This window comes from Streptomyces sp. CA-179760 (assembly GCF_050937045.1).
GTDB lineage: Bacteria > Actinomycetota > Actinomycetes > Streptomycetales > Streptomycetaceae > Streptomyces.
Window position 1 is genome coordinate 8,157,059 of the sequence record NZ_JBNJLZ010000001.1, and the last position, 24,788, is coordinate 8,181,846.

Below are 24,788 nucleotides of genomic sequence, written 5' to 3' on the forward strand. Positions count from 1 at the left end.
ACGGGGAGCTCCCTGGGGGCGGGTCGCGGTTGGTCCGTGAAGTTATGCACTCATCGTGCAGCCGTCAATCATTTGCACAACATCAGTTCAGGTCGTCCTCCGCGATGCGCAGCAGCAGCGCGTGCAGGGACTCCCGCTCGGCCGGGTCCAGAGGGCCCAGCAGTTCGCTGGTCACCCGCAGTCCGGCCTCGTCGGTGTCGCGCAGAAAGGCGCGGCCGCTCTCGGTCAGGGCGACGATCCGGCTGCGGCGGTCGTCGGGGGAGGGGCGGCGCTCGGCGAAGCCCAGCTTCTCCAGGTCGTCGACCAGGCCGACGATCGCGCTCGGGTCGTAGCCGAGCCGGGTGCTCAGTTCGCGCTGGAGGGCGCCGTCGGAGGTGGCGAGGAAGCGCAGTACCGCGTAGTGGCGCAGGCGCAGGCCCGACTCCTGGAGGCAGGCGTTGAAGAGCTGTCCCGAGCGCAGGCCCAGGCGGTACAGCAGGTACCCCGTGTCGGCGTGCAGCCCGCGCATCCACGGCTCGTGGACGTCGATGGGCTTCGGGGTGACGTTCTGGCGTGTGATGGCGGGCTCCCTGTGCTCGGCGCTTCCTGGGGATTCCAGCATCTCGCACCCACAGGTCGCCAACAACTATTGACGACAACAATTATTGCTCTTAACTTCGATCTCGAAGCCGCACCACCCGCATCAGCTCGTGAAGGGACCCACCCGTGCCCAGCATCGATCTCTCCGGCAAGGCCGCCGTCGTCACCGGAAGCGGCCGGGGCCTCGGCCTCGCCTACGCCCATGCCCTGGCCGCCCACGGCGCGTCCGTGGTGGTCAACGACGTCGACGAGGCCGTGGCCGAGGCGGCCGTGAAGTCCATCACCGAGGCGGGCGGCAAGGCCGTGGCGGAGGTGGTCCCGGTCGGGACGGCCGAGGCGGCGGACCGGCTGGTCGCCCGCGCGGTCGAGGAGTTCGGCCGGCTGGACGTCCTCGTCACCAACGCGGGCATCCTGCGCGACAAGGTGCTGTGGAAGATGACCGACGAGGACTTCGACGCGGTGATCACCACCCACCTCAAGGGCACCTTCACCTGCGCCCGCGCCGCCGCCGTCCGGATGCGCGAGCAGGGCGAGGGCGGGTCGCTGATCCTGGTCGGCTCCCCGGCCGGGCAGCGTGGCAACTTCGGACAGACGAACTACGCCGCCGCCAAGGCCGGCATCGCGGCGATGGCCCGCACCTGGTCCATGGAGCTGGGCCGCGCGAACATCACCGTCAACGCCATCGTGCCGGTCGCCGCGACCGCGATGACCGAGACCATCCCGGCCTTCGCCCCGTACATCGAGGCCATGCGCGACGGTGAGCCGCTGCCGGACTTCCTGCGCAAGGGTGAGGGCTTCGGCACCCCGGAGGACTGCGCGGCCCTGGTCCCGTTCCTCGCCTCCGAGGCCGCCCGGGGCGTCACCGGCCAGGCCATCGGCATCGGTGGCGACAAGGTGGCACTCTGGTCGCATCCGCAGGAGATCAGGGCGGCGTACGCCGACGGCGGCTGGACGCCCGGCGCCCTCGCCGACGCCTGGCCCACCTCGGTCGGTGCCGAACCCCAGTCGGTCGGCATCCCGGCGCCCAAGTTCCCGGAGGCGTGATGGACCTCTCCATGAACCCGGACGACCTCGTCGCGATCGACGTCCACACCCATGCGGAGGTGTCCTCCAAGGGCCATTCCTCCCTGGACGACGACCTGCACGACGCCTCCTCCGCCTACTTCAAGGTCGAGGGCAAGCGGAAGCCCACCCTGGAGGAGACCGCCGCGTACTACCGCGAGCGGAAGATGGCCGCCGTGATCTTCACGGTCGACGCCGAGTCCGCCACCGGCACTCCGCCCGTCCCCAACGAGGAGGTCGCCGAGGCGGCCGCCGCCAACGCCGACGTCCTCATCCCCTTCGCCTCCATCGACCCCTTCCGGGGCAAGGCGGGCGTCAAGCAGGCCCGCCGCCTGGTCGAGGAGTACGGGGTGAAGGGCTTCAAGTTCCACCCCAGCATCCAGGGCTTCTTCCCCAACGACCGGTCGGTGGCGTACGACCTCTACGAGGTCATCGAGGAGACCGGCACCATCGCCCTCTTCCACACCGGCCAGACGGGCATCGGCGCCGGTGTGCCCGGCGGAGGCGGCATCCGCCTCAAGTACTCCAACCCCCTCCACGTGGACGACGTGGCCGCCGACTTCCCGCATCTGAAGATCATCCTGGCGCACCCGTCGTTCCCCTGGCAGGACGAGGCCCTGGCCGTCGCCACGCACAAGCCGGGCGTCCACATCGACCTCTCCGGATGGTCGCCCAAGTACTTCCCGCCGCAGCTCGTCCAGTACGCGAACACCCTGCTGAAGGACAAGGTCCTCTTCGGCTCCGACTTCCCCGTCCTCACCCCGACCGCTGGCTCGCCGACTTCGGCAAGCTGACGATCAAGGAGGAGGTCCGGCCGAAGATCCTCAAGGAGAACGCCGCCCGCCTGCTGGGGCTGACGAAACCGTAAGGGGCGTGACATGCGCAACGAGGGACTGGGGTCATGGCCCGCACGCCGGGCCCGCAAGACCCCGCACCGCACCGCCCTGATCCACGGCGACACCACCCGCACCTACGCCGCCCTGTACGAGCGCACCACCCGCCTCGCCCACGCCCTGCGCGAGCGGGGCATCCGGCGCGGCGACCGCGTCGCCTACCTCGGCCCGAACCACCCCTCCTACCTGGAGACCCTGTTCGCGGCCGGCACGCTCGGCGCGGTCTTCGTCCCCCTCAACACCCGCCTTGCCGGCCCCGAGATCGCCTACCAGCTCGCCGACTCCGGCGCCAAGGCCCTCGTCTACGGCGCCTCGCACGCCGGCCTGGTCGCGGGCCTGCCGGGCAGCACGGACGTACGCGTCTATCTGGAGGCCGGCGAGGAGTACGAGAGGGCCGTCACCGAGGCACCCGGGGATCCGATCGACGAACCGGTCGGCGCCGAGGACACCTGCATCATCATGTACACCTCGGGCACGACCGGCCGCCCCAAGGGCGCCATGCTCACCCATGGCAACCTCACCTGGAACGCGGTCAACGTCCTCGTCGACACCGACCTGATCGCCGACGAACGCGCCCTGGTCTCCGCCCCGCTCTTCCACACCGCCGGCCTGAACATGCTGACGCTCCCGGTCCTGCTGAAGGGCGGCGCCTGCGTCCTGGTCGGGGCCTTCGACCCGAACGCCACCTTCGATCTGATCGAGCGGCACCGGATCACCTTCATGTTCGGCGTGCCGACCATGTTCGACCAGGTGGCCCGGCACCCACGCTGGCCGGGGGCGGACCTCTCCTCGCTGCGGATCCTGACCTGTGGCGGCTCCCCGGTCCCCACCCCGCTGATCGCGGCCTACCAGGAGCGCGGCCTCACCTTCCTGCAGGGCTACGGCATGACCGAGGCCGCGCCCGGCACGCTGTTCCTCGACGCCGAGCACGCCGTCGGCAAGGCGGGTTCGGCGGGCGTGCCGCACTTCTTCAGCGACGTACGCGTCGTACGGCCGGACCTCGCTCCGGTCGACGTCGGCGAGGTCGGGGAGGTCGTGGTGCGCGGACCGCACGTCATGCCCGGCTACTGGGGGCTGCCCGAGGAGACGGCCGCGTCCTTCGTGGACGGCTGGTTCCGCAGCGGCGACGCGGCCCAGGTCGACGAGGACGGCTACGTCCACATCGTCGACCGCATCAAGGACATGATCATCTCCGGTGGGGAGAACATCTACCCCGCCGAGATCGAGGACCAGCTCCTCGCCCACCCGGACATCGTCGAGTGCGCGGTCATCGGCGTGGCGGACGACAAGTGGGGCGAGGTGCCCCGGGCGGTCGTCGTCCCCCGCGAGGGCTCCGCGCTCGACCCCGACGAGGTGCTCGCGTCGCTCGCGGGACGCCTCGCCAAGTACAAGATCCCGAAGTCGGTCGTCGTCGCGGACGAACTTCCGCGTACCGCCTCCGGAAAGCTCCTCAAGTCCCGTGTGCGCAAGCGCTTCGGCACCAACTCCTAGCGAAGGACAGCTCTATGAGCATCACCGTCAACGGTCTCGGCGAACTGAAGAAGCTCGCGGGCAGTGACCTCGGCACCAGCGAGTGGATCGAGGTCACACAGGAGCGGATCGACACCTTCGCCGACGCGACCGGGGACCACCAGTGGATCCACGTGGACCCCGAGAAGGCCAAGGAAGGCCCCTTCGGCGCCCCCATCGCACACGGCTACCTCACGCTCTCCCTCTTCATCCCGCTGTTCACCGAACTGCTGGACGTCCAGGGAGTGACGACGAAGGTCAACTACGGCCTCAACAAGGTGCGTTTCCCCTCCCCCGTGAAGGTGGGCTCCCGTATCCGGCTGGTGGCGAAGCTCGCCGAGGTCGAGGACGTGCCGGGCGGCGCGCAGATCACCGTCGAGGGAGCCATCGAGATCGAGGGCGCCACCAAGCCGGCGGCGGTGCTGCAGAGCCTGTCGCGGTTCTACGCCTGAGGCCGCGCGGGCACCAGGTCGAGCAGGCGTTCCGAGGCGTCACGGGCGAGCGGTGAGAACCGGTCGTGCACGGCCCGGAACGTCTTCTCGGCCTGGTCCGCCGGCCAGTCGTCCGGGAGGTGCTTGACGGGCAGGCGTGGGTCGCGCCGGACGATGCGCAGCCACTCGGTCTGCAGGCGCAGGCGCAGCACCAGCGCGTCGTCGGCGTCCGGCAACTCCTCCTCCCACGACTGCCAGCGTCGTACGAACGCCTCGTAGTGCCCGGCCAGGTCGGACAGCTCCCAGGTCTCCTCGATCATCTGGCCGATGTCCATGCCGGTGTCCGCGTGGGCCCGGAAGACCTTCACATGGGCGGACAGGCCCAGCTCGGCGACCAGCGCCGACACGTCGACCTCCCCCGGGGCGATCCACAGGCCGTTGAACAGCGGGCCGAAGCCGCTCCAGGTCAGCTGGGAGCGCAGGTCGTGGCGCCGGCGCTGCCAGGACTCGGGCAGGGAGAAGCCGAGCAGGGTCCAGGTGCCGTCCCAGTGCCGGTTGACGGCGCCGGTCTGCCAGATGCGCCGCTCCCCGTCCCGCAGCACGGCCTCCGAGCGCCCGGTCAGCCCGAAGTACATCCGGCGGCCCTCGCGCTGGCGGCGCAGCAGGTCACGGCCCACCATGCGGGTCAGCGTCGAGCGGGTCGCCTGCTCGCCGATCCCGGCACGGGCGAACACGTCGATGACGCTGCCCGAGTACACGCACACATCGCGCCCGAGCACCTGGTCGCCCAGGAACGTCAGCATGAGGGACTGGGGCCGCAGCGACTCTTCACCGGTCACGCGGCCCACCGTACCTCTGCCGGATCAGTCCGTGACCTGCTGGTACCCGGGGTCAGGAACCCTCGACGTCGACGAATACCGGGTTCGCGTAGAACCACGTGTCCGCCCACGGGTCACCGTTCCCGGGCTCGTGCGGGATCGGCCCGTGCGGGTCGACGGAGGCGCCGAGGTAGCCCGCACCATGGCGGTTGCCGTCGCTGCCGCGCAGCCGGACGTAGAAGGACTCGTCGCCGGCGGTGAGCGGGATGCGCAGCGTGTACGTCCCCTTGCGGCCGCTGACGTCCTTCGTGTGTACGACCCTGGTGTCCGGAGCCTTCCAGGTGTCCCGGTCGGCGACGGGGCCCCGCACCGCGCCCCGGATCACGTCGACGTGCCGGAGCTCGGGCAGGATGCCCTGCGCGTTGGGGCGGGAGGCGGTCGTGACGGTGACGTACAGGCTGATCCTCTCGCCCTTGCGGACGCGCAGCCGGCCGCCCAGGGTGACGCCGCGACCGGCGTCGCGGTCCCGCTTGAGCCGGACGTCGAGCCCGTCGAGCAGATGCCCGTGGTCCAGCCAGACGCGGCCCGCGCGCAGGCCCGCCATGACCGCGCGGTAGCCGTAGCGGGTGACCCCGACGTGGGTGCGGCTGAACTGGCCGGGCCAGAAGTCGCTGCCGGGCTGCGGGGTGTCGGTGTTCACCGGGTCGGGGAGCCTGCCGGTGTTGTCGAAGTTCTGCCCGGTCGGCCAGTCGCCGTTCTTCCAGGTGTCGAAGACGGTCCGGTGGTTGTCGGAGTTGGTGGTGATCGAGAACAGTCTGCCCTCGGCGAGCAGCGCGTCCCACAGCCCGCCGACGGTCGCCGTCGCCCAGTCGAAGCCGCCGTACGTCAGATAGGCGTCCGCCGGGTAGCCGGACCAGGACTGGGCGGTCGGCTTGTTCTCGTACTCGCCGCGGATCGAGGTCGTGCCGCGCCAGCCGGGGATGGCGGCACCCTGGGCACCGGGGGCACCCTCCATGCCGATCATGATCTCGGGAGCCGCGTCCCGCCAGTCGCGCATCTCGTGCGGGGAGTCGATGCCGAGCCGCAGCGGGTGGTTGGCGAGCACGAGGACGTCGTCTACATAGCCCGAACGGCGCTGCTCGGCCAGCCACTTGATCGCTTTGACGGCGTGCGCCTCGTTGCGTGCCGTGTCGGTCGCGCCGGCCGAGCCCTCGGTGTAGTCGAGCAGCTTGCCGTCGTAGGCGAGCTCGAACCGCGTGAGCAGGTCCACCTCGTGGGGGCCGGGCGCCGCGAACACCGTGCAGTGCTCGGCGGCCGGGATGTACCACTCCAGGCCCTGGAAGATCAGCTGACGCGGGTTCTCCGCACGGGCCTTGAGGATCTCCTCGTGCTCCAGCTTCGCGCCGTAGTAGGCGTGCCCGAAGTTGGAGTGCTCGTTGAACACCATCCAGTCCAGGCCGTACCTGGCGGCGGCCTTTGCCTGCTGGGAGAACGTGTACTTGGCGTCGTGGCTGTAGACGGAGTGGACGTGGTGGTCGCCCACCAGATACGCCAGCCGCGGGTCGTCGCCGCCGAGGCGCTGCGGTGAGGCCGCGGCGGGCACGGCGGCCGAGCCGAGGGTGAAGGCGGCGCCGAACAGGCCCGCGCGGCGCAGGAGCCCGCGCCTGGACAGGCCCTGCGGATCGAGTGCGGCGGGTGAGACGGAGGGGTCGGCCCAGTCGGGCAGCTGCTGATCGGTCATGGTGATCCTCGAGAAGGGTGTCAGTGCGTCATGAAGGAGGTGACGGGCAGCGCCCGTTCGACGATGCGGACGTCACCGAGACGTCCGTGCAGGATCTGGTCGATCTTCCCGCCGTACTCGTAACCGCCCAGCAGCCAGGGGAGTCCGACGGAGGTGATGCCGATCGAGGTGGCCCTCGGGTTGCGGACCACCGGACAGCCCTCGACGTACAGCGTGCTGTGCTTGCCGTCGTTGACGACCGCGAGGTGCCACCAGGTCTCCAGCGGCGTCTCCTGGCCCCAGTTGGTGGCGATGCCCTGCTGGTTGAGCGGGCGCATCGCCCACTGCGGTTCACGGTCGTTGGACAGCGACAGCGTGGCCAGCGGCTCGTCCGGGTCGTCGGCGGTCTTCCCGGCGGCGCCGCCCGTGCCCGTGCGCGAGACCAGGCCCGACCAGGCATGGTGGTCCGGGTCCCAGTCGGCGGGCAGACGGTAGAACGCCTCGATGGTGTAGCCGTCCTCGAAGGTGGCCTTGTTGAGCGGGGCGCCGTCGACCGTGCGCAGGTAGGCGCCCTTCAGCGGCGACTTGAAGCCCTGGAACTCCAGGCTGCCGTGGCCCGGCTGGTCGGGATGGTGGTCCGCCGACCAGCCCAGGGCGCCACCGCCCACCGTGACCAGCGAGAGGTCGTTGCCGTGCCCGGACAGGTCGCGGACGGAACCGTCCACCGGCTTCTCGAAGCGCCAGTACGCCACCGTGCCCGGGACCAGCAGCTTCGCGGTGGGCCTGGCCGGCCGCGCGGCCACGGGCGCGAAGCCGGAGAATCGTTTCTGGAAGTCGATCTCGACGGAGAACCGGTCGGCGTCACCGCTCAGCTCCATCTCCTGTCGCTCCAGCTCGTTGAGCCCCTTCCCGGCCCGCCCCAGGATCCACGGGGAGACCGTCTCCACGTCGATGACGTTCCGGTCCAGGTCGAAGCGGTAGAGACGGATCATCGCAGCGCCGCCGAAGTAGCGGTTCTGGTAGTTCGTCAGATGCAGATGGACGTCGTGCCCGGCCGCGTTCCTCCGCGTCGCGCGGGCGGCGGGCCAGTAGTGCCCGTTGAGAGTGAGGAAGATCTGGTCGTGCTCCTCGACCAGCTGGTCCCAGAGCTGCTGCCCGTACTCCGACAGGGAGTCGTCCTCGACGACCAGTTCGTGCGTCGTGAGGATCACCGGCGTCTTCGGGTGCTTCGCCAGCACCTCCTTCGCCCACGCGTAACCCTGTGGCGACAGCCGCCAGTCCAGCGCCAGCACCATCCACTCCCGGCCGCCCGCCGTGAACAGGTGGAAGGTGTTGTAGCCGTCCGGGGAGGCGCCCCCGAACGTCGGCTTCCCCTTGAACCGCCGCGGACCGAAGGCGTCCAGGTACGGCGTCGCACCGCGCTGGTCGGTCGTCGAGGACTTCACGTCGTGGTTGCCGGCCAGGACGCTGTAGCCGACGCCTCGCCGGTCCAGCAGCCGGAACGCCTCGCCGATCGCCGCGAACTCCTCCTTCGCGCCGTTCTGCGTGAGGTCCCCGAGATGCGACAGGAAGACGAGGTTCTCCTCCTTGCCGTGCTCCAGCAGATAGCGCAGCGACGCCTCGACCGGCGCCTTGTCGATACTCGGTCCGTCGAAGAGGTACTGGGTGTCCGGCATCACTGCGAGCGTGAAGCGGCGGCTGCGGGAGTCGGGACGCCAACTCGCCGGTGCAGCCTCGGCCGTGACGGCGGGGAGTGCGGTCACGGCAGCGGCGGTCGCGCCGAGCAGCGCGGTGGCCCGGAGGAAACTGCGTCTTCCGGCACCGGCCTGGGGCGCCTCGCCCAGGTCGTGGTCATGCGAAGTGCACACGGGTGCTCCATGAGGTGACAGAGAACAGGGAAGGGAAGAACTCGAAGAACTCAGAGAACGCGCAGCGTCCAGCTCCAGCGATGGACTCCGGCCGCGACGAGATAGGAAGCGAAGGTGTCGGGCCCGCACGACGCCGTGCCAAGACCGCGGTGCGCCGCGTCGAGGTGCACCACGCACCCGGCACGCGGCACCAGTTCGTCGTGATGTGCGGCCGAGGCGAGGTCAGCCGCGCGATGGCGGGTCACGGACACCTGGCAGGGCCGGTCCAGCCGCACCGCCAGCCCGGTGGCGTCCGGCGCGGACAGCGTGAACCGCCGTACGCCGTGCCGCCCGCCGCTCTCCTGCGGCCGCAGATACGGAGTGAACAGCTCGTCCACCGGCAGAGCGTGATGGCCGACCGGCGCGCCCGCGCCCCGGTCCGGATACGACTCCCAGGGGCCCTGCCCGAACCACTCCAGCAGATTCAGCCCGGGAGCCGTCTCGAAGACCGACCCGACCCGGGCCACGTCGTCCAGGGACTCGGGCAGCTCGGCGCACTCCTCCACCAGCAGCCCGCCCTCGACGGCCGTGAACACCTGCTCGTGCCGAACGGTCCCGCCCGGGCAGAGATGGTCGGTGACGACGGCCACCCGTCCCGGGTCACGCCGTACGGCGACGACCTTCCGGGTGGGCGCCTCCAGCCCCCACTGCCGCCAGCGGCCCGCCATGCCGCCCAGCTCGTCGTTGTCGGTGGGCGCCCGCCACAGGGACAGCGTGGGCGCGGCCGCCAGCAGCGGATGGACCAGCAGCCCGTCCTCGTCGACCTCCACAGGGCGGTTCGAGACCGGGGTGTGCCGCACCGGTTCCGCCGCCCGCAGCCGCACCTGCGGCAGACACACGACCGTGCCGCGCGGCGCCCAGGCCTGGTCCCCGGCCGTCGTGACGCGCAGGGTCAGCCATGCCTCGCCGCCGTCGTCCGGCAGCTCGAACGGCAGCGGCACGGCGGCCGTCTCGCCCGGCCGCAGATCGGGGAGCTCGGCGGGGGCGGTCAGGGTGCCGCCGTCGGCGAGGGACAGCTCCCAGTCGCCGGACAGCCAGTCCAGGCCGCGGAAGTGCTGGTGGTTGCCGAGGACGACGCCCTCGTGCCGGAAGCTCTCGATCCGCACCGGCGCGGCGATCTCCCGGTGCTCGAACATCACGGGCTTGGGGGTGCGGTCGGGGAAGACCACCCCGTCGGCGATGAAGGCGCCGTCGTGGTCGCTCTCCCCGAAGTCGCCGCCGTACGCCCAGCGATGCCCGGGCGCGGCGACACCGTTGTCATAGAGCCCGGCGCCCCCACGCCCGGCCGGTCTGCCGTCGTTCACACGCTGGAGGATGCCGTGGTCCCAGAACTCCCAGATGAACCCGCCCTGAAGACCCGGGGTGGCCTCGATGGCCTCCCAATGGTCGGCCAGCGTGCCGTTGCTGTTGCCCATGGCGTGCGAGTACTCGCACTGGATCAGCGGCTTGGTCTGGGTGCCGGACATGGCGTGCGCCAGGCACTCCTGGAGCGGCGCGTACATCGGGCAGGCGATGTCGGAGGCCAGGTCCGGATCGGCCCAGCCGAGCTTGGCGGCGCCCTCGTACTGCACCGGCCGCCGGGCCGGGTCGTGCCGGCGTATCCAGCCCGCCGCCGCGTCGTGGTTGGCGCCGTAGTCGGACTCGTTGCCCAGCGACCAGATGATGACGGACGGATGGTTCTTGTCGCGCAGCACCATCCGCGCGACCCGGTCGACGAAGGCGCCCAGATAGCGCGGGTCGTCGGCGACCTCGTGCGCGTGGTCGTGGGACTCGATGTCGGCCTCGTCGACGACGTAGAAACCGAGCTCGTCGGCCAGGTCGTACAGGGACGGGTCGTTCGGGTAGTGCGCGGTGCGGATCGCGTTGAAGCCGAACCGCTTCAGCAGGACGAGGTCGGCGCGCATGTCGTCGTACGAGACCGTCCGGCCGGTCAGCGGATGGAAGTCGTGCCGGTTGACGCCCCGGATGAACACGCGCTCGCCGTTGACCAGCAGGTCCCGGCCGGTGATCTCGACGTCGCGGAAGCCGACGCGGTGGTGCGAGGTGTCGGCGACCGTGCCGTCGGCGCGGTGCAGTCGTACGGTCAGGCCGTACAGCTCGGGCGTCTCGGCGGTCCAGGTGCGCACGTCCGGTACGACGGCCCGCAGCCGGGCCTCGCCGAGGAAGTCGGAGACGCGCTCGTCCTCGGCGTTGGCGCGGTCGAACTCCGTGTCCTGGGTGAGCAGCTGCCCGTCCAGCTCCCCGCTGACGTACCAGCCCTCGGGCAGCGCTCCGCCCGTGTCCCGCACCCGGCAGTCCACCCGCAGATCCCCGTCCCGCCGGGCCCTGACGGCCACGTCCGCGAGATGCAGCGGGTCGCGCGCGTACAGCAGCACCGAGCGCGTGATCCCGCCGTGCCACCAGTGGTCCTGGTCCTCGATGTGCGAGGCGTCCGACCATTTCACGACGGTCAGCCGCAGGGTGGCCCGCTGCCCGGGGCGCAGCACCGGCGTCAGATCGAACTCGGCGGCGAGACGGGAGTCCTTGGAGATCCCTACGGGCCGCCCGTCCACATGCACCAGCAGCACGCTCTCGGCGGCTCCCACCTGGAGCACGATCCGCCGCCCGGTCCACTCGGCCGGCACGTCCACCGCACGCTCGTACACGCCCGTCGGATTGGCCGCGGGCACCTCCGGCGGGAACTCGGCGAACGGCATGCGGATGTTCAGGTACCGGGGAAGGTCGTCCGTGCCCTGCATGGTCCACACGCCGGGTACGTACGACGACGACCAGACCTCCCCGAGTGGGGCGTCCGGCGCGGGCAGCAACTGGAAGCGCCAGTCGCCGTCCAGGGAGACGGCCCCGGCCCGCCGGTCGACGGCGTTCATGGGCAGCCGTCCCCAGGAGGTCAGCTCGGGTGCCTCCCAGGGGCGCAGGGAGATCAGGGGGTCGATATGTGCGTCGGTCATGACCATTCCGAAGTCGGTGGGGTGGGCCGGGGCAGGACACGGCCCTGCAGGCCCCAGGCGGGGTCGACGGGGATGCCGAGACGGTCCAGGACGGTGGGGGCGATGTCGATCGGACGGGGCGTGTCGAGCCGGGTGCCTCCGGTCATGCCGGGCTCGGCGAGGATGACGAAGACCTCCCGTTCGGCACGTGTGTCGCCGCCGTGGCCGCCGGAGTCGAGGTGACCGTGGTCCGTGGTGATGAGCACGGTCCAGTGCTCGTGGGCGGGCCGTGCGTCGATCGCATCCAGGAGCCGTCCGAGGTGGGCGTCCTGTGCGAGGAGGGCGTCGTCGTAGGCGGGGGAGAGGGGGCCGGTGGCGTGGCCGGCCTCGTCGGTGGCGCCGAAGTACACGAACAGCACGTCCGGGTCGGACTTGGTGAGCCAGCGGATGGCGGTGCGGGCGACGCGGCCGTCCGCGGTCTCGTAGCCCCTGGATTCGCCGTTGTGGCGCACACGTCGGCCGATGGCCCGGCCGAGGGTGCCGCGCCGGACCAGTTCCGGCCAGGAGACGACGGCCGCTGTGCGCAGAGCGGGCCGGGTGGTGGCGGCGCGGCTGAGGAAGTCGGGGTAGCGGGCGTAGTCGGCACCTTTGAAATCGTTGCCGGTGACCCCGTGGCGGTCGGGCCACACCCCGGTGAGGATGCTCGACCAGCCCGGCCCGGAGTCGGTGTAGGCCATGCTGGTCGACGGCCCGTCCCCGGCCTGGCCGTCGGCCTCGCCGTAGGGAAGCAGGCTGGTACCGACGGCGCCCGCGGCCATCAGGGCGTGCAGCACGGGTGCCGTGGAGGGGGATCGGACGAGCCGGTCGTAGCGCAGTCCGTCCATGCCGACCACGAGCACCTTGGCGCGTGGGGCCTCGGAGTTGACGTCCGTCACTGGGTGCCTCTCTGGTGTGGCTGCCAAGAGCTCGGGACGGGACCGGCTGATTTCGGCTGCGCGTCACCTGTGGCTGGTCGCGCCCACGCGGCGGAGCCGCATATCAACACAGCCCCGCGCCCCTGTCGGGCGCGGCTGTCCCGGTCAGCTCCCCTGCACTGCCCCCTCCGTGGCGCCCGCGATGAACCCGCGGGCGAAGAGGGTGAAGACGATGACCAGCGGAACGGACGCCATGAGCACACCGGCCATGACCATGCTGTAGTCGGTCGTGTGACCGACGTGGAGCTGGGCGAGCACCACCTGGAGGGTGAGGTGGCCCGGGTCGGTGAGCACGACGAGCGGCCAGATGTAGTCGTTCCAGGCACCGACGAAGGCGTAGATGGCGAGGAAGGACAACGCGGGCTTGATCATCGGCAGCACGATGTTCCAGTACTGCCGGAAGAACCCCGCCCCGTCGATGCGCGCGGCGTCGAGGAGTTCGTCCGGAACACCGTTCTCTATGTACTGGCGCAGCCAGAAGATGCCGAAGGCGTTGGCCAGGGCGGGCAGGGTCAGCGCCTTGAGCGTGCCGACCCAGCCGATGTCGGACATCAGGATGAACTGCGGGAGGACGGCCAGCTGGAGCGGCAGCATCATGAAGCCCACCAGCATGGCGAACAGCACCTTGCGCCCGGGGAAGTCGAACTTGGCGAAGGCGAACGCCGCCAGGGAGTCGACGAACAGCACCAGGACGGTGGTCACGGAGGCGACGAGGACCGTGTTCAGCATCGACCCGAAGAAGTCGATGGTGTCGAGCACGTGCCGGACGTTCTCCAGCAGATGGGAACCGAAGGTCAGCTTCGGCGGGCTCTTGTAGATGTCCTCGGTGGTGTTCGTCGCCATGACGATCGTCCACACGAACGGGAAGATCGAGATGAGCACGGCGAGGGCGAGGACGATGTGCGCGGTCAGCCCCTTGGGGCGCCGTGACCGCCTCTTGACCACTGCGGTCATGACTTCCTCCCGCGCTGGACGACGCGCCAGTTGATGACGACCAGCACCATGATCAGTACGAAGAAGGCCCACACGATGGCCGCGCCGTAGCCGTAGTCGTTGTTGACGAAGGCCGACTGGTAGAAGTACAGCAGCGTGGTCAGGCCCGCCTGGCCGGGACCGCCGAGGTTCGGGTTGGCGGCGTTGCTGCCGAAGAGGACCTGGGGTTCGCTGAAGCTCTGCAGGCCGTTGATGGTCGAGATGATGACGGTGAACAGGATGATGGGCCGCATGATCGGCATGGTGATCTGGAAGAACGTGCGGATGGGCCCGGCGCCGTCCAGCCTGGCCGCCTCGTAGATCTGTGTGGGGATGGCCTGGAGGCCGGCCAGGTAGATGATCATGTTGTAGCCGGTCCACATCCAGGTCATCAGGAGCGCGATGACCAGCTTGATCAGCCAAGGGTTGCTCAGCCACGGCACGGGTGAGATGCCGACGGTGCCCAGGATCGCGTTGACCAGGCCGAAGTTGTTGCTGAACACCGCGCCGAAGAAGATCGACACGGCGACGATCGAGGTGACGTTCGGTATGTAGAGGGCGATGCGGTAGAAGCCCTTGAAGCGCCGCACCGAGTGCAGCAGCGTCGCTAGCACCAGGGCGCCGAACAGGGTGGGGACGGTGGACAGGACCCAGATCACCAGGGTGTTGCGGATCGACATCCAGAAGACCGGGTCGTCCCAGAGGAAACGGAACTGCTGCAGGCCCACGAACTGGATGGTGCCCATGCCGTCCCAGCGCTGGAAGGCCAGGTACAGCGAGTAGAAGACCGGGACGAACGAGAAGATGCCGAAGATCAGGAAGAAGGGCGAGATCGCCAGGTACTGCCGCCAGTAGGACAGCACACCGCGACGTCTCGGCCGTGCGGCGCCCACCGGCGGGGTGCGCCGGGGGCGGAAGCGGGCCGGGCCCGGCCCGCCGTGGCGCCGGGGCACCGCGGCGGGTCCGGTGACCGGAGGCGAGGCCATCGCTCAGCTCACCCCCTGGCGGCGGGCGATCTGCTTGGCCTGGCTGACGGCGTCCTGCCAGGCGTCGTCGGGCTTCTTGCCCTTGGCCTCGATGCTGGACAGCTCCGTCATGAAAGGAGCCATGACGGCGGCGTCCGCGGGTGCCTCGTAGCTGGCGGGTATGGCCTTGGCGGCCGGGCCGAACACCTCGATGATCTTCTGCCCGCCGAAGAAGGGGTCGCCTCCGGTCATGGCCGGATCGGAGTAAGCCGCCGGCGCGGCGGGGAAGATCGCGGCGTCCGCGAAGCCGCGGGCGTCGTTCTCCGGGCTCAGGATCCAGCTGATGATCTTGAACGCCTCTTCGGGGTTCCGGCACTGCTTGGGCAGGGCCAGGTAGGAGCCGCCCTGGTTGGCCGGTCCGCCGGGCATCGCGCAGACCCGCCACTTGCCCTTGGTCTTCGGGGCCGCCTGCTCGATGTCCAGCGCGTGCCAGGCCGCACCGAGTTCGGTGCTCAGGCTCTTGCCGACGGCGGCGTTCCAGGTGTTGTCGTTGATCTTGGCGTCGAGGCCGAGGGTGTAGGGGCGGACCGCGGTGGTCCACGCCTTGCGGATGTGGTCCTGGTCGCCGATGAAGCGGTTTTCCTTGTCGATGAACCGCTCGGTGCCCTGCCCGACCACCATGTTGAACACGGAGCCGATGTTGTTGACCAGATAGGTGCCGGAGACCTTCTTCTTCAGCTCGGTGCCGAGCGCGAAGTACTCCTCCCAGGTCCCCGCCTGCGCCGCGACCTTGTCGGGGTCCGTGGGCAGCCCGGCCTTGTCGAACATGTCGGCGCGGTAGAAGAGCGCGGTGGGACCGATGTCGATCGGGAAACCGACCTGCTTGCCGTCCTCGGTCCGGGCGAGCCTGGTCTTCCAGTCCAGGTACTCGGACGAGATGTCCTTGAAGCCCAGGTCGTTCAGGTCGAGGAAGCGGTTCGCGTTGGGCAGGAAGGACGCCATGTCCTCGCCCTTGATACCGGTGATGTCGGGCACGGAGGTGCCCGCCGCGAGGGTGGTGGTGAGCTTCGACTTGAAGTCGCCGCCGATGGAGGCGGCGGTCAGCTTCACCTCCTTGCTGAAGTGGGTCTTCGCCTCGGCGACCACCTTGTCGCTGAGCGCGCCTCCCCAGTACCACAAGGTGAGGTTCTTGCCGTTCTTGCTGCCTGCCGAGTCCGAGCCGTTGCCGCATGCCACGGTCAGACCGGAGGCGGCCGCGGTGAACGCGGCGGCCTGGAGGAAGCGTCTGCGGGAAAGGTCCACGGGTCACTCCTGTTGTTGCTGTTCGACGTGGAGAGGGGTGCGGGGATCAGTGCCGCCGTTCTCAGGCGCGTGGGCCGACGGACGTGTGAGGGGCCGGCGGGGTGAGGGGGGCGTACGCGACCGCCGGCCCGGGGTCCACCGGAAGCCGGTCGGCCAGGAAGCCGTACGACCGCTTCAGTTCGGGATCGGTCAGGGAGTGCCACCAGCGGTGCACGCCGTACCAGCCGGGGGCGGCGAGGGCTCCGCCGTGGTGCCCGACGGACAGCCCGGCCGCGAGGACCGCGAACCGCAGCCGCTCCGCCAGCGGCCAGCCGCCGAGCGAGGCGGTGACGAAGGCGGCGCCGAAGACGTCCCCGGCGCCCGTCGCGTCGAGCACGTCGACGTCGAGGGCGGGCACGTCCGCGTACTCGCCGGTGATCTGGTCGACGGCGAGTGCGCCGTCCCCGCCCCGGGTGACCACGGCGACCGGCACCAGCTCGGACAGCGTGCCGAGCGCGGCCACCGCGCTGTCGGTGCGGGTGTAGGCCATGGCCTCCGTCTCGTTCGGAAGGAAGGCGTGGCACAGCGCGAGCTGGTCCAGGAGGGCCGTCGACCACTCCTGCGTGGGGTCCCAGCCGACGTCGGCGTAGACCTGTGTGCCGTTCGCGGCGGCCTTGGCGAGCCACTCGCGCGGCTCGGCCTCGAGGTGGACCAGGGCGGTACGGGCCTCGGGCGGGTCACCCATCAGCACGTCCTGCGAGTACGGCGGCTCCTGGCCATGGGTGAGCAGGGCACGGTCGTGGCCGTAGGCGACGGAGACGGTGACCGGGGTGGGCCAGCCGTCCGCCGTACGGGAGAGCGAGAGGTCGACGTCCTCCTGGTCGCACAGGACGTCCCGGCAGTGCTCGCCGTAGAAGTCGTCGCCGAACACGGTGGCCAGGGAGGTCCTGAGGCCGAAGCGGGAGGCCGCCACCGCGAGGTTCGCGATGCCGCCCGGGCCGCAGCCCATGCCCTCGGTCCAGATCTCCTCGCCGGGCGTCGGCGGCTTCCCGAGCCCCGTGAGGACGAGGTCGTAGAAGAGCAGCCCGGTCAGCAGCACATCGGGCCGGTCATCGTCCACGGATGTGTCCTCTCGCTCGAGTTCGACGGAGATCGTCAAAACTCTTCATTTCCGTGACCGGAATCGTGCGCTGCTCGGAGAGATTGGTCAATACCCGAGCAGAACTGAGCATGGAAATGATTGAAGATGACGAGTAGTGTTCCCGCCGTGCTGGCAGAACGACGACACCAACTCATCCTGCGGGCCCTTCGCTCAGGAGGCCCCGCGGCTGTGACCGACCTCTCCGAGCGGCTGGGTGTGAGCCCCGCCACTATCAGGCGTGACCTGGTCAAACTGGAAGAAGACGGTCTTCTCACACGCGTCCACGGCGGCGCCGTGGTCGAGGAGGGCGACCAGCCCTTCGCCGAGGTCGCCGAGGTGCGCGTCTCCGAGAAGGACGCCATAGCGGAGCGCGCGGCGGCGATGATCGAGGACGGCCAGTCGGTCCTGCTGGACATCGGGACGACCGCCTACCGCCTGGCCCGGCAGCTGCACGGCCGCCGGCTCACCGTGATCACCAGCAACCTGGTGGTCTACGAGGAACTCGCCGACGACGAGGGCATCGAGCTGGTCCTGCTCGGCGGCATGGTCCGCCGTGAGTACCGCTCCCTGGTCGGTTTCCTGACCGAGGACAACCTGCGCCAGCTGCACGCCGACTGGCTCTTCCTCGGCACCAGCGGGGTACGGCCCGGCGGGCAGGTCATGGACACGACGGTCGTGGAGGTACCGGTCAAGCGCGCCATGATCAAGGCCAGCGAGAAGGTCGCCCTGCTCGCCGACGCGGCGAAGTTCCCCGGACACGGGATGGCGAAGGTCTGTGGTCCCGAGGACCTGGACGTGGTGGTGACGAGCGCGCAGGTCGACGCGGCGACGCGAGCCTCCCTTCAGGAGGCGGGCGTCGAGGTCGTCGTGACGGGAAAGGTGCAAGCGTGAAGCTGACGATTCTGGGCGGCGGAGGATTCCGCGTGCCGCTGGTGTACGGAGCACTCCTCCATGACCACGCCGAGGGCCGGGTGACACACGTCGTCCTGCACGATCTGGACGCGGGCAGACTGTCCGCGGTGACCCGCGTGCTCGCCGAGCAGGCCGCGGGTGTGCAGGACGCGCCCGAGGTGACCGCCACCACCGACCTCGACGAGGCCCTGCGCGGGGCCGACTTCGTGTTCTCCGCGATCCGCGTCGGCGGCCTGGAGGGCCGCGCGAACGACGAACGGGTCGCCCTGGCCGAGGGCGTCCTCGGCCAGGAGACGGTCGGCGCGGGCGGCATCGCCTACGGATTGCGCACGGTCCCGGTCGCCGCCGACATCGCGCGGCGGGTGGCCCGGCTCGCCCCCGACGCCTGGGTCATCAACTTCACCAACCCGGCCGGCCTGGTCACCGAGGCCATGTCCCGCCACCTCGGCGACCGCGTCATCGGCATCTGCGACTCCCCGGTCGGCCTCGGCCGCCGCATCGCCCGCGTGCTCGGCGCGAACCCCAGGGAAGCCTGGATCGACTACGTCGGCCTCAACCACCTCGGCTGGGTGCGCGGCCTGCACATCGCCGGCCGAGACGAGCTGCCGCGTCTGCTCGCCGACCCCGACCTGCTCGGCTCCTTCGAGGAGGGCAAGCTCTTCGGCGTCGACTGGCTCCGCTCCCTCGGCGCGATCCCCAACGAGTACCTGCACTACTACTACTTCAACCGTGAGGCCGTACGGGCCTACCAGCAGGCCGAGAAGACCCGCGGTGCCTTCCTGCACGACCAGCAGGCCCGCTTCTACGCCGAGATGAGGAACCCGGACGCCCCCGCCCTCAAGGTCTGGGACGACACCCGCGCCGAACGCGAGGCCACCTACATGGCCGAGAACCGCGAGACGGCCGGCGCCGGCGAACGCGACGAGGACGACCTGTCCGGCGGCTACGAGAAGGTGGCCCTCGCCCTGATGCGGGCCATCGCCCGGGACGAGCGCACCACCCTGATCCTCAACGTCCGCAACCGGCGCACCCTGTCGGTCCTGGACACCGACGCCGTCATCGAGGTCCCCTGCCTCGTCGACGCCAACGGCGCCCACCCCGTCACCGTCGAGCCGCTGCCCGACCACGCCACCGGACTGGTCTGCGCGGTCAAGGCCGTCGAGCGCGAGGTGCTGGCCGCCGCCGACTCCGGCTCGCAGGCGACGGCCGTGAAGGCCTTCGCGCTGCACCCGCTCGTCGACTCCGTCAACGTGGCCCGCCGGCTGGTCGAGGGCTACACCGAGGTCCATCCCGGGCTGGCGTACCTTAGGTGAACGCCGTCCGGTAAGCGCTTTCCCCCACCGCTTCCCGCTTGCTCGCTCGTTCCGCTTCCTGGAGACATCTCATGCATGACGAAAGCCGCCGGATCGAAGAGCGCGTCCAGCGCCTCCACGACCAGCGCATCAAGTCCGCGATCTACGCGGCCACCGTCCCCTTCCAGGTGGAGGCCTGGCAGGCACCGGGGGAGCCGGTCTCCTTCGAGGAGGCCGCCGCCGCCCCGTACGAGCCGTTCGCGATGGGCACCCCGTGGGGCCCGCCCTGGGGCACCACCTGGTTCCGGATGCGCGGCCAGGTGCCCGCCGAGTGGGCCGGCAAGCGCGTCGAGGCCGTCATCGACCTCGGCTTCGTGGGCGACTGGCCCGGCAACCAGGCCGAGGCCCTCGTGCACCTCACGGACGGCACCCCGCTGAAGGCCGTCAACCCGCTCAACCAGTACGTGGCGATCGCCAACCCGGCGGCGGGCGGGGAGAGCGTCGACTACCTGGTCGAGGCCGCCTCCAACCCGGACATCCTCGCGGACAACTTCTCGAAGATCACGCCGCTGGGCGACAAGCTGACCGCGGGTGACAAGCCGCTCTACACCTTCCGCGGTGCCGACATCGCGGTCCTCGACGAGGAGGTCTGGCACCTCGACCTCGACGTCCAGGTGCTGCGCGAGCTGATGCTGGAGCTGGGCGAGCACGACCCGCGCCGGCACGAGATCGCCCACGCGCTCGACCGGGCGATGGACCTGCTCGACCTGGACGACGTCTCCGGCTCCGCGTCCGCCGTCCGTGAGGCGCTCCAGCCCGCCCTCGCCCGCCCCGCGCACGCCAGCGCCCACACCGTCTCCGGCGTCGGGCACGCCCACATCGACTCCGCCTGGCTCTGGCCGATCCGCGAGACCAAGCGCAAGACGTCCCGCACGTTCTCGAACGTCACGTCCCTGGCCGACGAGTACGACGACTTCATCTTCGCCTGCTCCCAGGCCCAGCAGTACGAGTGGGTGCGCGACAACTACCCCAAGGTCTGGGCCCGCATCCAGGAGTCGGTCAAGAAGGGCCAGTGGGCGCCGGTCGGTGGCATGTGGGTCGAGTCCGACGGCAACCTGCCCGGTGGCGAGGCCGTAGCCCGCCAGTTCATCCACGGCAAGCGGTTCTTCATCGAGCACTTCGGCATCGAGACCAAGGGCGTGTGGCTGCCGGACTCCTTCGGCTACAACGCGGCCTACCCGCAGATCGCCAAGCTCGCCGGCAACGAGTGGTTCCTCACCCAGAAGATCTCCTGGAACCAGACCAACAAGTTCCCCCACCACACCTTCTGGTGGGAGGGCATCGACGGCACCCGCATCTTCACCCACTTCCCGCCGGTCGACACCTATAACGCCCGCTTCAGCGGCGAGGAGATGTCCCGCGCCGTCCGCAACTACTCGGAGAAGGGCGGCGCCTCCCGCTCGCTGGCCCCCTTCGGCTGGGGCGACGGCGGCGGTGGCCCCACCCGCGAGATCATGGAACGCGCCCGCCGGCTCGCGGACCTGGAGGGCTCGGCGAAGGTCGTCGTCGAACACCCCGACGAGTTCTTCGCCAAGGCCCGCGAGGAGTACCCGGACGCGCCCGTGTGGGTGGGCGAGCTCTACCTGGAGCTGCACCGCGCCACCTACACCTCCCAGGCCCGCACCAAGCAGGGCAACCGCCGCTCCGAGCACCTCCTGCGGGAGGCCGAGCTGTGGGCGACGACGGCCGCTCTGCACGCGCCGGGCTACGCCTACCCGCACGAGAAGCTGGACCGGCTCTGGAAGACGGTGCTGCTGCACCAGTTCCACGACATCCTGCCCGGCTCCTCCATCGCCTGGGTGCACCGTGAGGCCGAGGCCGAGTACGCCCGCGTGGCCGGTGAGCTGGGGGAGCTCACGGCCGGGGCCCTCGCCGCCCTCGGCGCCGGCGAGACCCGCGCCTTCAACACCAGCCCCTACGCCCGCGCCGAGGTGATCCGCACCGCCGACGGCGCACCGGTCTACGTGGAGGTCCCCGCGAGCGGCTCCGCGCCCCTCGCCGACGCCCGGCCCCCGCAGCCCGTGACAGTGAACGGCCGGGTGCTCGACAACGGGCTGGTCCGCGTGGAGATCGCCGAGGACGGCACCCTGTCGTCCGTGCGCGACCTGCGCGCCGACCGCGAGGTCCTGGCCGACCCGGGCAACCTGCTGCGCCTGCACACCGACCTGCCCAACTACTGGGACGCCTGGGACATCGACAAGCACTACCAGAACCGCTACACGGACCTGCTCGACGCCTCGTCCGTCACGGTCGTCGAGCAGGACCCGCTGATCGGCGCGGTCCGCGTCGAGCGGTCCTTCGGCAAGGGCTCCACGATCACCCAGACGATCACCGTCCGGGCCGGCAGCCCCCGGATCGACATCGAGACGGACATCGACTGGCACGAGACGGAGAAGATCCTCAAGGCGGCCTTCCCGGTCGACATCCGCGCCCCGCACTCCTCCGCCGAGATCCAGTTCGGCCACATCCAGCGGCCCACCCACACCAACACCAGCTGGGAGGCGGCCCGCTTCGAGGTCTCCGGCCACCGCTGGGTGCACCTCGGCGAACCCGGCTACGGCGTCGCGGTCATCAACGACTCGACGTACGGCCACGACGTCTCCCGCACGGTCCGCGAGGACGGCGGCACGACCACCACGGTCCGCCTCAGCCTGGTCCGCGCCCCGCGCATCCCGGACCCCGAAGCCGACCAGGGCCGCCACCGCTTCACCTACGCGCTGCTGCCCGGCGCGAGCATCGAGGACGCCGTCGCCGAGGGCTACGCCCTCAACCTGCCGCTCCGCGTGGCCGAAGCAGCGGACGCCCCCGCACCCGTCGTCTCCGTCGAGGGCGAGGGCGTGACCGTGGAGGCGGTCAAGCTCGCCGACGACACCTCGGGCGACGTCGTCGTACGGCTCTACGAGTCCCGCGGCGGCCGCGCCCAGGGCGTCCTGCGCACCGGCTTCCCGCTCGCCGGAGCACAGATCACCGACCTGCTGGAGCGGCCGACCGAGGACGCGGACCTCGCCGACGGCGGTGTCTCCGTCACCCTGCGGCCCTTCCAGATCCTCACACTGCGTCTGCGCAGGGGCTGACCCATGGCCATGCAACCCTGGTTCAGCGACGCCAAGCTGGGGATCTTCATCCACTGGGGCATCTACGCCGTCGACGGCGTGCAGGAGTCCTGGTCGTTCTACGACGACATCGTCCCCTACGACCGGTACATGTCCCAGTTCGACCGCTTCACGGCCTCCCGCTACGAGCCGCGCGAGTGGGCGGAGCTCTTCGCGCGGGCCGGCGCCCGCTACGCCGTGCTGACCAGCCGCCACCACGACGGCGTCGCCCTGTGGGACACGGCCCACGGCGACCTGAACGTGGGCCGCGACCTGATCGGCGGCTACGCCGACGCCCTGCGCGAGCAGGGCCTCAAGGTCGGCCTCTACTACTCGCACTCGGACTGGAGCCACCCCGACTACGCCTCCACCCGCAAGCCCGGCCGCCCGCCGGAGCTGGAGGACAACCGCTACTCCGAGGTCGCCGCCGAGTTCGAGGACCTGGACGCCTGGGAACGCTTCCTGGCCTACCGGGACGGCCAGCTGCGGGAGCTGGCGTCACGCTACAAGCCCGACCTGCTGTGGTTCGACGGCGAGTGGGACCGCAGCGAGGAGCAGTGGCGCATCCCCGAACTCGCCGCCCTCATCCGCTCCGAGGTCCCGGACGTCGTCTTCAACGCCCGCATGCTGAGCGAGGGCGACTACGCCACCCCCGAACAGGGCGCCCCCGTCATCCCGCCGGAGGGCCCCTGGGAGCTCTGCCTCACGATCAACGACTCCTGGGGCCACCAGCACCACGACCACAACCACAAGTCGGTCGACCAGCTGATCCGCTACTTCACCGAGACCATCGGCGGCGGAGGCAATCTGCTCCTCAGCGTCGGCCCGCGCGAGGACGGCACCATCCCGGCCGAGCAGGCGGAGCGGCTGGAAGGACTCGGCGCCTGGATCGCCAAGCACGCGGAAGCGGTGTACGGCACCGTCCGGGGACTCCCGCCGGGCCACCACTACGGCCCGAGCACCCTGTCCAGGGACCGCCGCACCCTCTACCTGACCCTGTTCGACGCCCCACGCGCCGAGATCAACGTCCGGGGTCTGCTCAGCAAGGTGCGCGGGGTGTCGGTCCTGGGCAGCGGCACGGAACTGCCCCACCGCGTCACCGGCGGCCTGCACGAGACACCGGGGATCCTCTGGATCGAACCCCCCGCGGCGGCGGACCTCGACCCGTACGCCACGGTGCTGGCCGTCGAACTGGAAGGGGAACTGGAGCTGTACCGTGGCGCCGGCCGGTTCTGACGAAAGTTTAAGAAAGCGGTGAAAGGCCTGCTCACAGGCGGTATGTGGACGCCCGTGAGCAGGCCGGTTCGCCTCTGCGACACCTGCGGTTCGCCCGGTCCCCCTGGGATCGGGACGCACAGCGAAAGAAAGGTGTCACCGTGCGAGACCCGCGCATGTCCGCCCTCGGCAAGGGACTGAAGCGTCGCGGAAGGCTGGTGATAGAGGCGGTCAGTCCACCGCGCCGGAACCTCGAAGCCATCCCCGGCCCCCGCCCGGACGTGGACACCTACACGGCCCCGACAGCTCCCCGGCTGGTGGACTCGCCCGTCTTCGTGCTGTCGTCGGTGCGCTCCGGTTCGACCCTGCTGCGCGTCCTGCTCAACAGTCACAGCCGCATCCGCGCCCCGCACGAGATGCACCTGCGCACGGTGCACGTCAGCCTCTCCCGTGACTTCACCGCGGACGCCATGCGGGCGCTCCACCTCGACAAGGACGAGCTGGAGCACGTGCTGTGGGACCGGGTGCTGCACCTCGAACTCTCCCGCAGCGGCAAGGACCTCATCGTCGACAAGACCCCGCCGAACACCCTCATCTGGCCCCGCCTGCGCCGGTGTTGGCCGAACGCCCGCTACATCCTGTTGCTCCGTCACCCCGGCGCGGTCGTCGCCTCCCTCACCAGCCGCCGCACCGACCCCGACCACGAGGCCGTACGCGCCGAGGTCCTGGAGTACAGCGAGAAGCTGGAGGAGGCCCGCCGGAACCTCGACCCGCACGTGATCACGTACGAGGGTCTCACCGCCGAACCGGACAAGGTCACCCGCGGCATCTGCGACCACCTCGGCGTGCCCTGGGAGCCCGGCATGCTCGACTACGGCAGCAAGGACCACGGCACCTTCCGCCCCCAGCTCGGCGACTGGTCCAGCACCATCAAGTCCGGCCGCATCCAGGCGGCCCGCACCGCCGGCCCGGACGTGGAACTGCCCCCACGCCTGCAGGAACTGGCACAGGCATGGGGGTACAGCGTCTAGCGGGAAC

18 protein-coding genes and 1 pseudogene are annotated in these 24,788 nt (G+C 70.3%); 9 read left to right on the top strand and 10 right to left on the bottom strand.

Annotated features, from left to right (window positions below; all coding sequences use genetic code 11):
- Positions 1-82 precede the first annotated feature (82 nt).
- Positions 83-508 carry a MarR family winged helix-turn-helix transcriptional regulator gene (locus tag ACQEV8_RS36955; RefSeq protein WP_432973265.1) on the bottom strand — a complete coding sequence of 142 codons (426 nt, stop codon included), beginning with the start codon at positions 506-508 and terminating at the stop codon, positions 83-85.
- Positions 509-705: 197 nt separating this feature from the next.
- Between ACQEV8_RS36955 and ACQEV8_RS36960 the strand changes: the two genes are divergently transcribed.
- The 4 genes and pseudogenes from ACQEV8_RS36960 (at position 706) to ACQEV8_RS36975 (ending at position 4,495) form a co-directional block, all read left to right on the top strand.
- Complete coding sequence (locus ACQEV8_RS36960; RefSeq protein WP_432969530.1) at positions 706-1,623, top strand: SDR family NAD(P)-dependent oxidoreductase; 918 nt, start codon at positions 706-708, stop codon at positions 1,621-1,623.
- An 11-nt stretch (positions 1,624-1,634) separates the two neighbouring features.
- Positions 1,635-2,509, top strand: a pseudogene (locus ACQEV8_RS36965) (amidohydrolase family protein).
- 10 nt (positions 2,510-2,519) lie between these two features.
- Complete coding sequence (locus ACQEV8_RS36970) at positions 2,520-4,025, top strand: acyl-CoA synthetase (protein ID WP_432969533.1); 1,506 nt, start codon at positions 2,520-2,522, stop codon at positions 4,023-4,025.
- A gap of 14 nt (positions 4,026-4,039) precedes the next feature.
- On the top strand, positions 4,040-4,495 hold the full coding sequence (locus tag ACQEV8_RS36975) for a MaoC family dehydratase (protein ID WP_432969536.1): 456 nt from the start codon (positions 4,040-4,042) through the stop codon (positions 4,493-4,495).
- Here the strand turns inward: ACQEV8_RS36975 and ACQEV8_RS36980 are convergent.
- The 9 genes from ACQEV8_RS36980 to ACQEV8_RS37020 all read right to left on the bottom strand — a co-directional run bounded on the left by ACQEV8_RS36980 (position 4,486) and on the right by ACQEV8_RS37020 (position 17,158).
- Positions 4,486-5,313: a PaaX family transcriptional regulator gene (locus ACQEV8_RS36980; RefSeq protein WP_432969539.1), complete on the bottom strand. Its 828-nt coding sequence runs from the start codon at positions 5,311-5,313 to the stop codon at positions 4,486-4,488. The genes ACQEV8_RS36975 and ACQEV8_RS36980 overlap by 10 nt on opposite strands.
- Before the next feature lie 52 nt (positions 5,314-5,365).
- Entirely contained in the window at positions 5,366-7,033 is a 1,668-nt protein-coding gene (locus ACQEV8_RS36985) for a PHP domain-containing protein (RefSeq protein ID WP_432969542.1), read from the bottom strand.
- Positions 7,034-7,053: 20 nt separating this feature from the next.
- The gene (locus tag ACQEV8_RS36990) at positions 7,054-8,880 is read right to left on the bottom strand and encodes a LamG-like jellyroll fold domain-containing protein (RefSeq protein ID WP_432969545.1); all 1,827 of its coding nucleotides are present in this window, start codon (positions 8,878-8,880) and stop codon (positions 7,054-7,056) included.
- Between the two features lie 50 nt (positions 8,881-8,930).
- Positions 8,931-11,867, bottom strand: coding sequence for a glycoside hydrolase family 2 TIM barrel-domain containing protein (locus ACQEV8_RS36995; RefSeq protein ID WP_432969548.1), 2,937 nt, complete (start codon positions 11,865-11,867; stop codon positions 8,931-8,933).
- The gene (locus tag ACQEV8_RS37000; protein ID WP_432969551.1) at positions 11,864-12,781 is read right to left on the bottom strand and encodes an alkaline phosphatase family protein; all 918 of its coding nucleotides are present in this window, start codon (positions 12,779-12,781) and stop codon (positions 11,864-11,866) included. Before ACQEV8_RS37000 ends, ACQEV8_RS36995 begins: the two co-directional genes overlap by 4 nt.
- Before the next feature lie 144 nt (positions 12,782-12,925).
- Entirely contained in the window at positions 12,926-13,774 is an 849-nt protein-coding gene (locus ACQEV8_RS37005) for a carbohydrate ABC transporter permease (RefSeq protein WP_432969554.1), read from the bottom strand.
- Positions 13,771-14,655 (bottom strand): carbohydrate ABC transporter permease, encoded by an 885-nt coding sequence (locus tag ACQEV8_RS37010; protein ID WP_391098900.1) that lies wholly within the window; start codon positions 14,653-14,655, stop codon positions 13,771-13,773. The genes ACQEV8_RS37005 and ACQEV8_RS37010 overlap by 4 nt, the downstream gene beginning before the upstream one ends.
- A gap of 126 nt (positions 14,656-14,781) precedes the next feature.
- Positions 14,782-16,059 carry an ABC transporter substrate-binding protein gene (locus ACQEV8_RS37015; RefSeq protein WP_432969557.1) on the bottom strand — a complete coding sequence of 426 codons (1,278 nt, stop codon included), beginning with the start codon at positions 16,057-16,059 and terminating at the stop codon, positions 14,782-14,784.
- Positions 16,060-16,120: 61 nt separating this feature from the next.
- Positions 16,121-17,158, bottom strand: coding sequence for a carbohydrate kinase family protein (locus tag ACQEV8_RS37020; RefSeq protein ID WP_432969560.1), 1,038 nt, complete (start codon positions 17,156-17,158; stop codon positions 16,121-16,123).
- Between the two features lie 147 nt (positions 17,159-17,305).
- Here ACQEV8_RS37020 and ACQEV8_RS37025 point away from each other — a divergent pair, with 147 nt between their 5' ends.
- The 5 genes from ACQEV8_RS37025 (at position 17,306) to ACQEV8_RS37045 (ending at position 24,781) form a co-directional block, all read left to right on the top strand.
- Positions 17,306-18,070, top strand: a complete 765-nt coding sequence (locus tag ACQEV8_RS37025) for a DeoR/GlpR family DNA-binding transcription regulator (protein WP_432973269.1) — start codon at positions 17,306-17,308, stop codon at positions 18,068-18,070.
- The gene (locus ACQEV8_RS37030) at positions 18,067-19,404 is read left to right on the top strand and encodes a 6-phospho-beta-glucosidase (protein WP_432969563.1); all 1,338 of its coding nucleotides are present in this window, start codon (positions 18,067-18,069) and stop codon (positions 19,402-19,404) included. Before ACQEV8_RS37025 ends, ACQEV8_RS37030 begins: the two co-directional genes overlap by 4 nt.
- 71 nt (positions 19,405-19,475) lie before the next feature.
- Positions 19,476-22,517, top strand: a complete 3,042-nt coding sequence (locus ACQEV8_RS37035; RefSeq protein ID WP_432969566.1) for a glycoside hydrolase family 38 C-terminal domain-containing protein — start codon at positions 19,476-19,478, stop codon at positions 22,515-22,517.
- Between the two features lie 3 nt (positions 22,518-22,520).
- Positions 22,521-23,771 carry an alpha-L-fucosidase gene (locus ACQEV8_RS37040; RefSeq protein WP_432969569.1) on the top strand — a complete coding sequence of 417 codons (1,251 nt, stop codon included), beginning with the start codon at positions 22,521-22,523 and terminating at the stop codon, positions 23,769-23,771.
- Between the two features lie 140 nt (positions 23,772-23,911).
- On the top strand, positions 23,912-24,781 hold the full coding sequence (locus tag ACQEV8_RS37045) for a sulfotransferase family protein (protein ID WP_432969572.1): 870 nt from the start codon (positions 23,912-23,914) through the stop codon (positions 24,779-24,781).
- The last annotated feature ends 7 nt before the right edge of the window (positions 24,782-24,788 follow it).

What these genes read in the sequence shown, in the direction of transcription:
- ACQEV8_RS37005 (WP_432969554.1), bottom strand. Translation starts at nt 13,774, where the DNA reads ATGACCGCAGTGGTCAAGAGGCGGTCACGGCGCCCCAAGGGGCTGACC.
- ACQEV8_RS36955 (WP_432973265.1), bottom strand. Translation starts at nt 508, where the DNA reads ATGCGCGGGCTGCACGCCGACACGGGGTACCTGCTGTACCGCCTGGGC.
- ACQEV8_RS37040 (WP_432969569.1), top strand. Translation starts at nt 22,521, where the DNA reads ATGGCCATGCAACCCTGGTTCAGCGACGCCAAGCTGGGGATCTTCATC.
- ACQEV8_RS37035 (WP_432969566.1), top strand. Translation starts at nt 19,476, where the DNA reads ATGCATGACGAAAGCCGCCGGATCGAAGAGCGCGTCCAGCGCCTCCAC.
- ACQEV8_RS36975 (WP_432969536.1), top strand. Translation starts at nt 4,040, where the DNA reads ATGAGCATCACCGTCAACGGTCTCGGCGAACTGAAGAAGCTCGCGGGC.
- ACQEV8_RS36970 (WP_432969533.1), top strand. Translation starts at nt 2,520, where the DNA reads ATGCGCAACGAGGGACTGGGGTCATGGCCCGCACGCCGGGCCCGCAAG.
- ACQEV8_RS36985 (WP_432969542.1), bottom strand. Translation starts at nt 7,033, where the DNA reads ATGACCGATCAGCAGCTGCCCGACTGGGCCGACCCCTCCGTCTCACCC.
- ACQEV8_RS36995 (WP_432969548.1), bottom strand. Translation starts at nt 11,867, where the DNA reads ATGACCGACGCACATATCGACCCCCTGATCTCCCTGCGCCCCTGGGAG.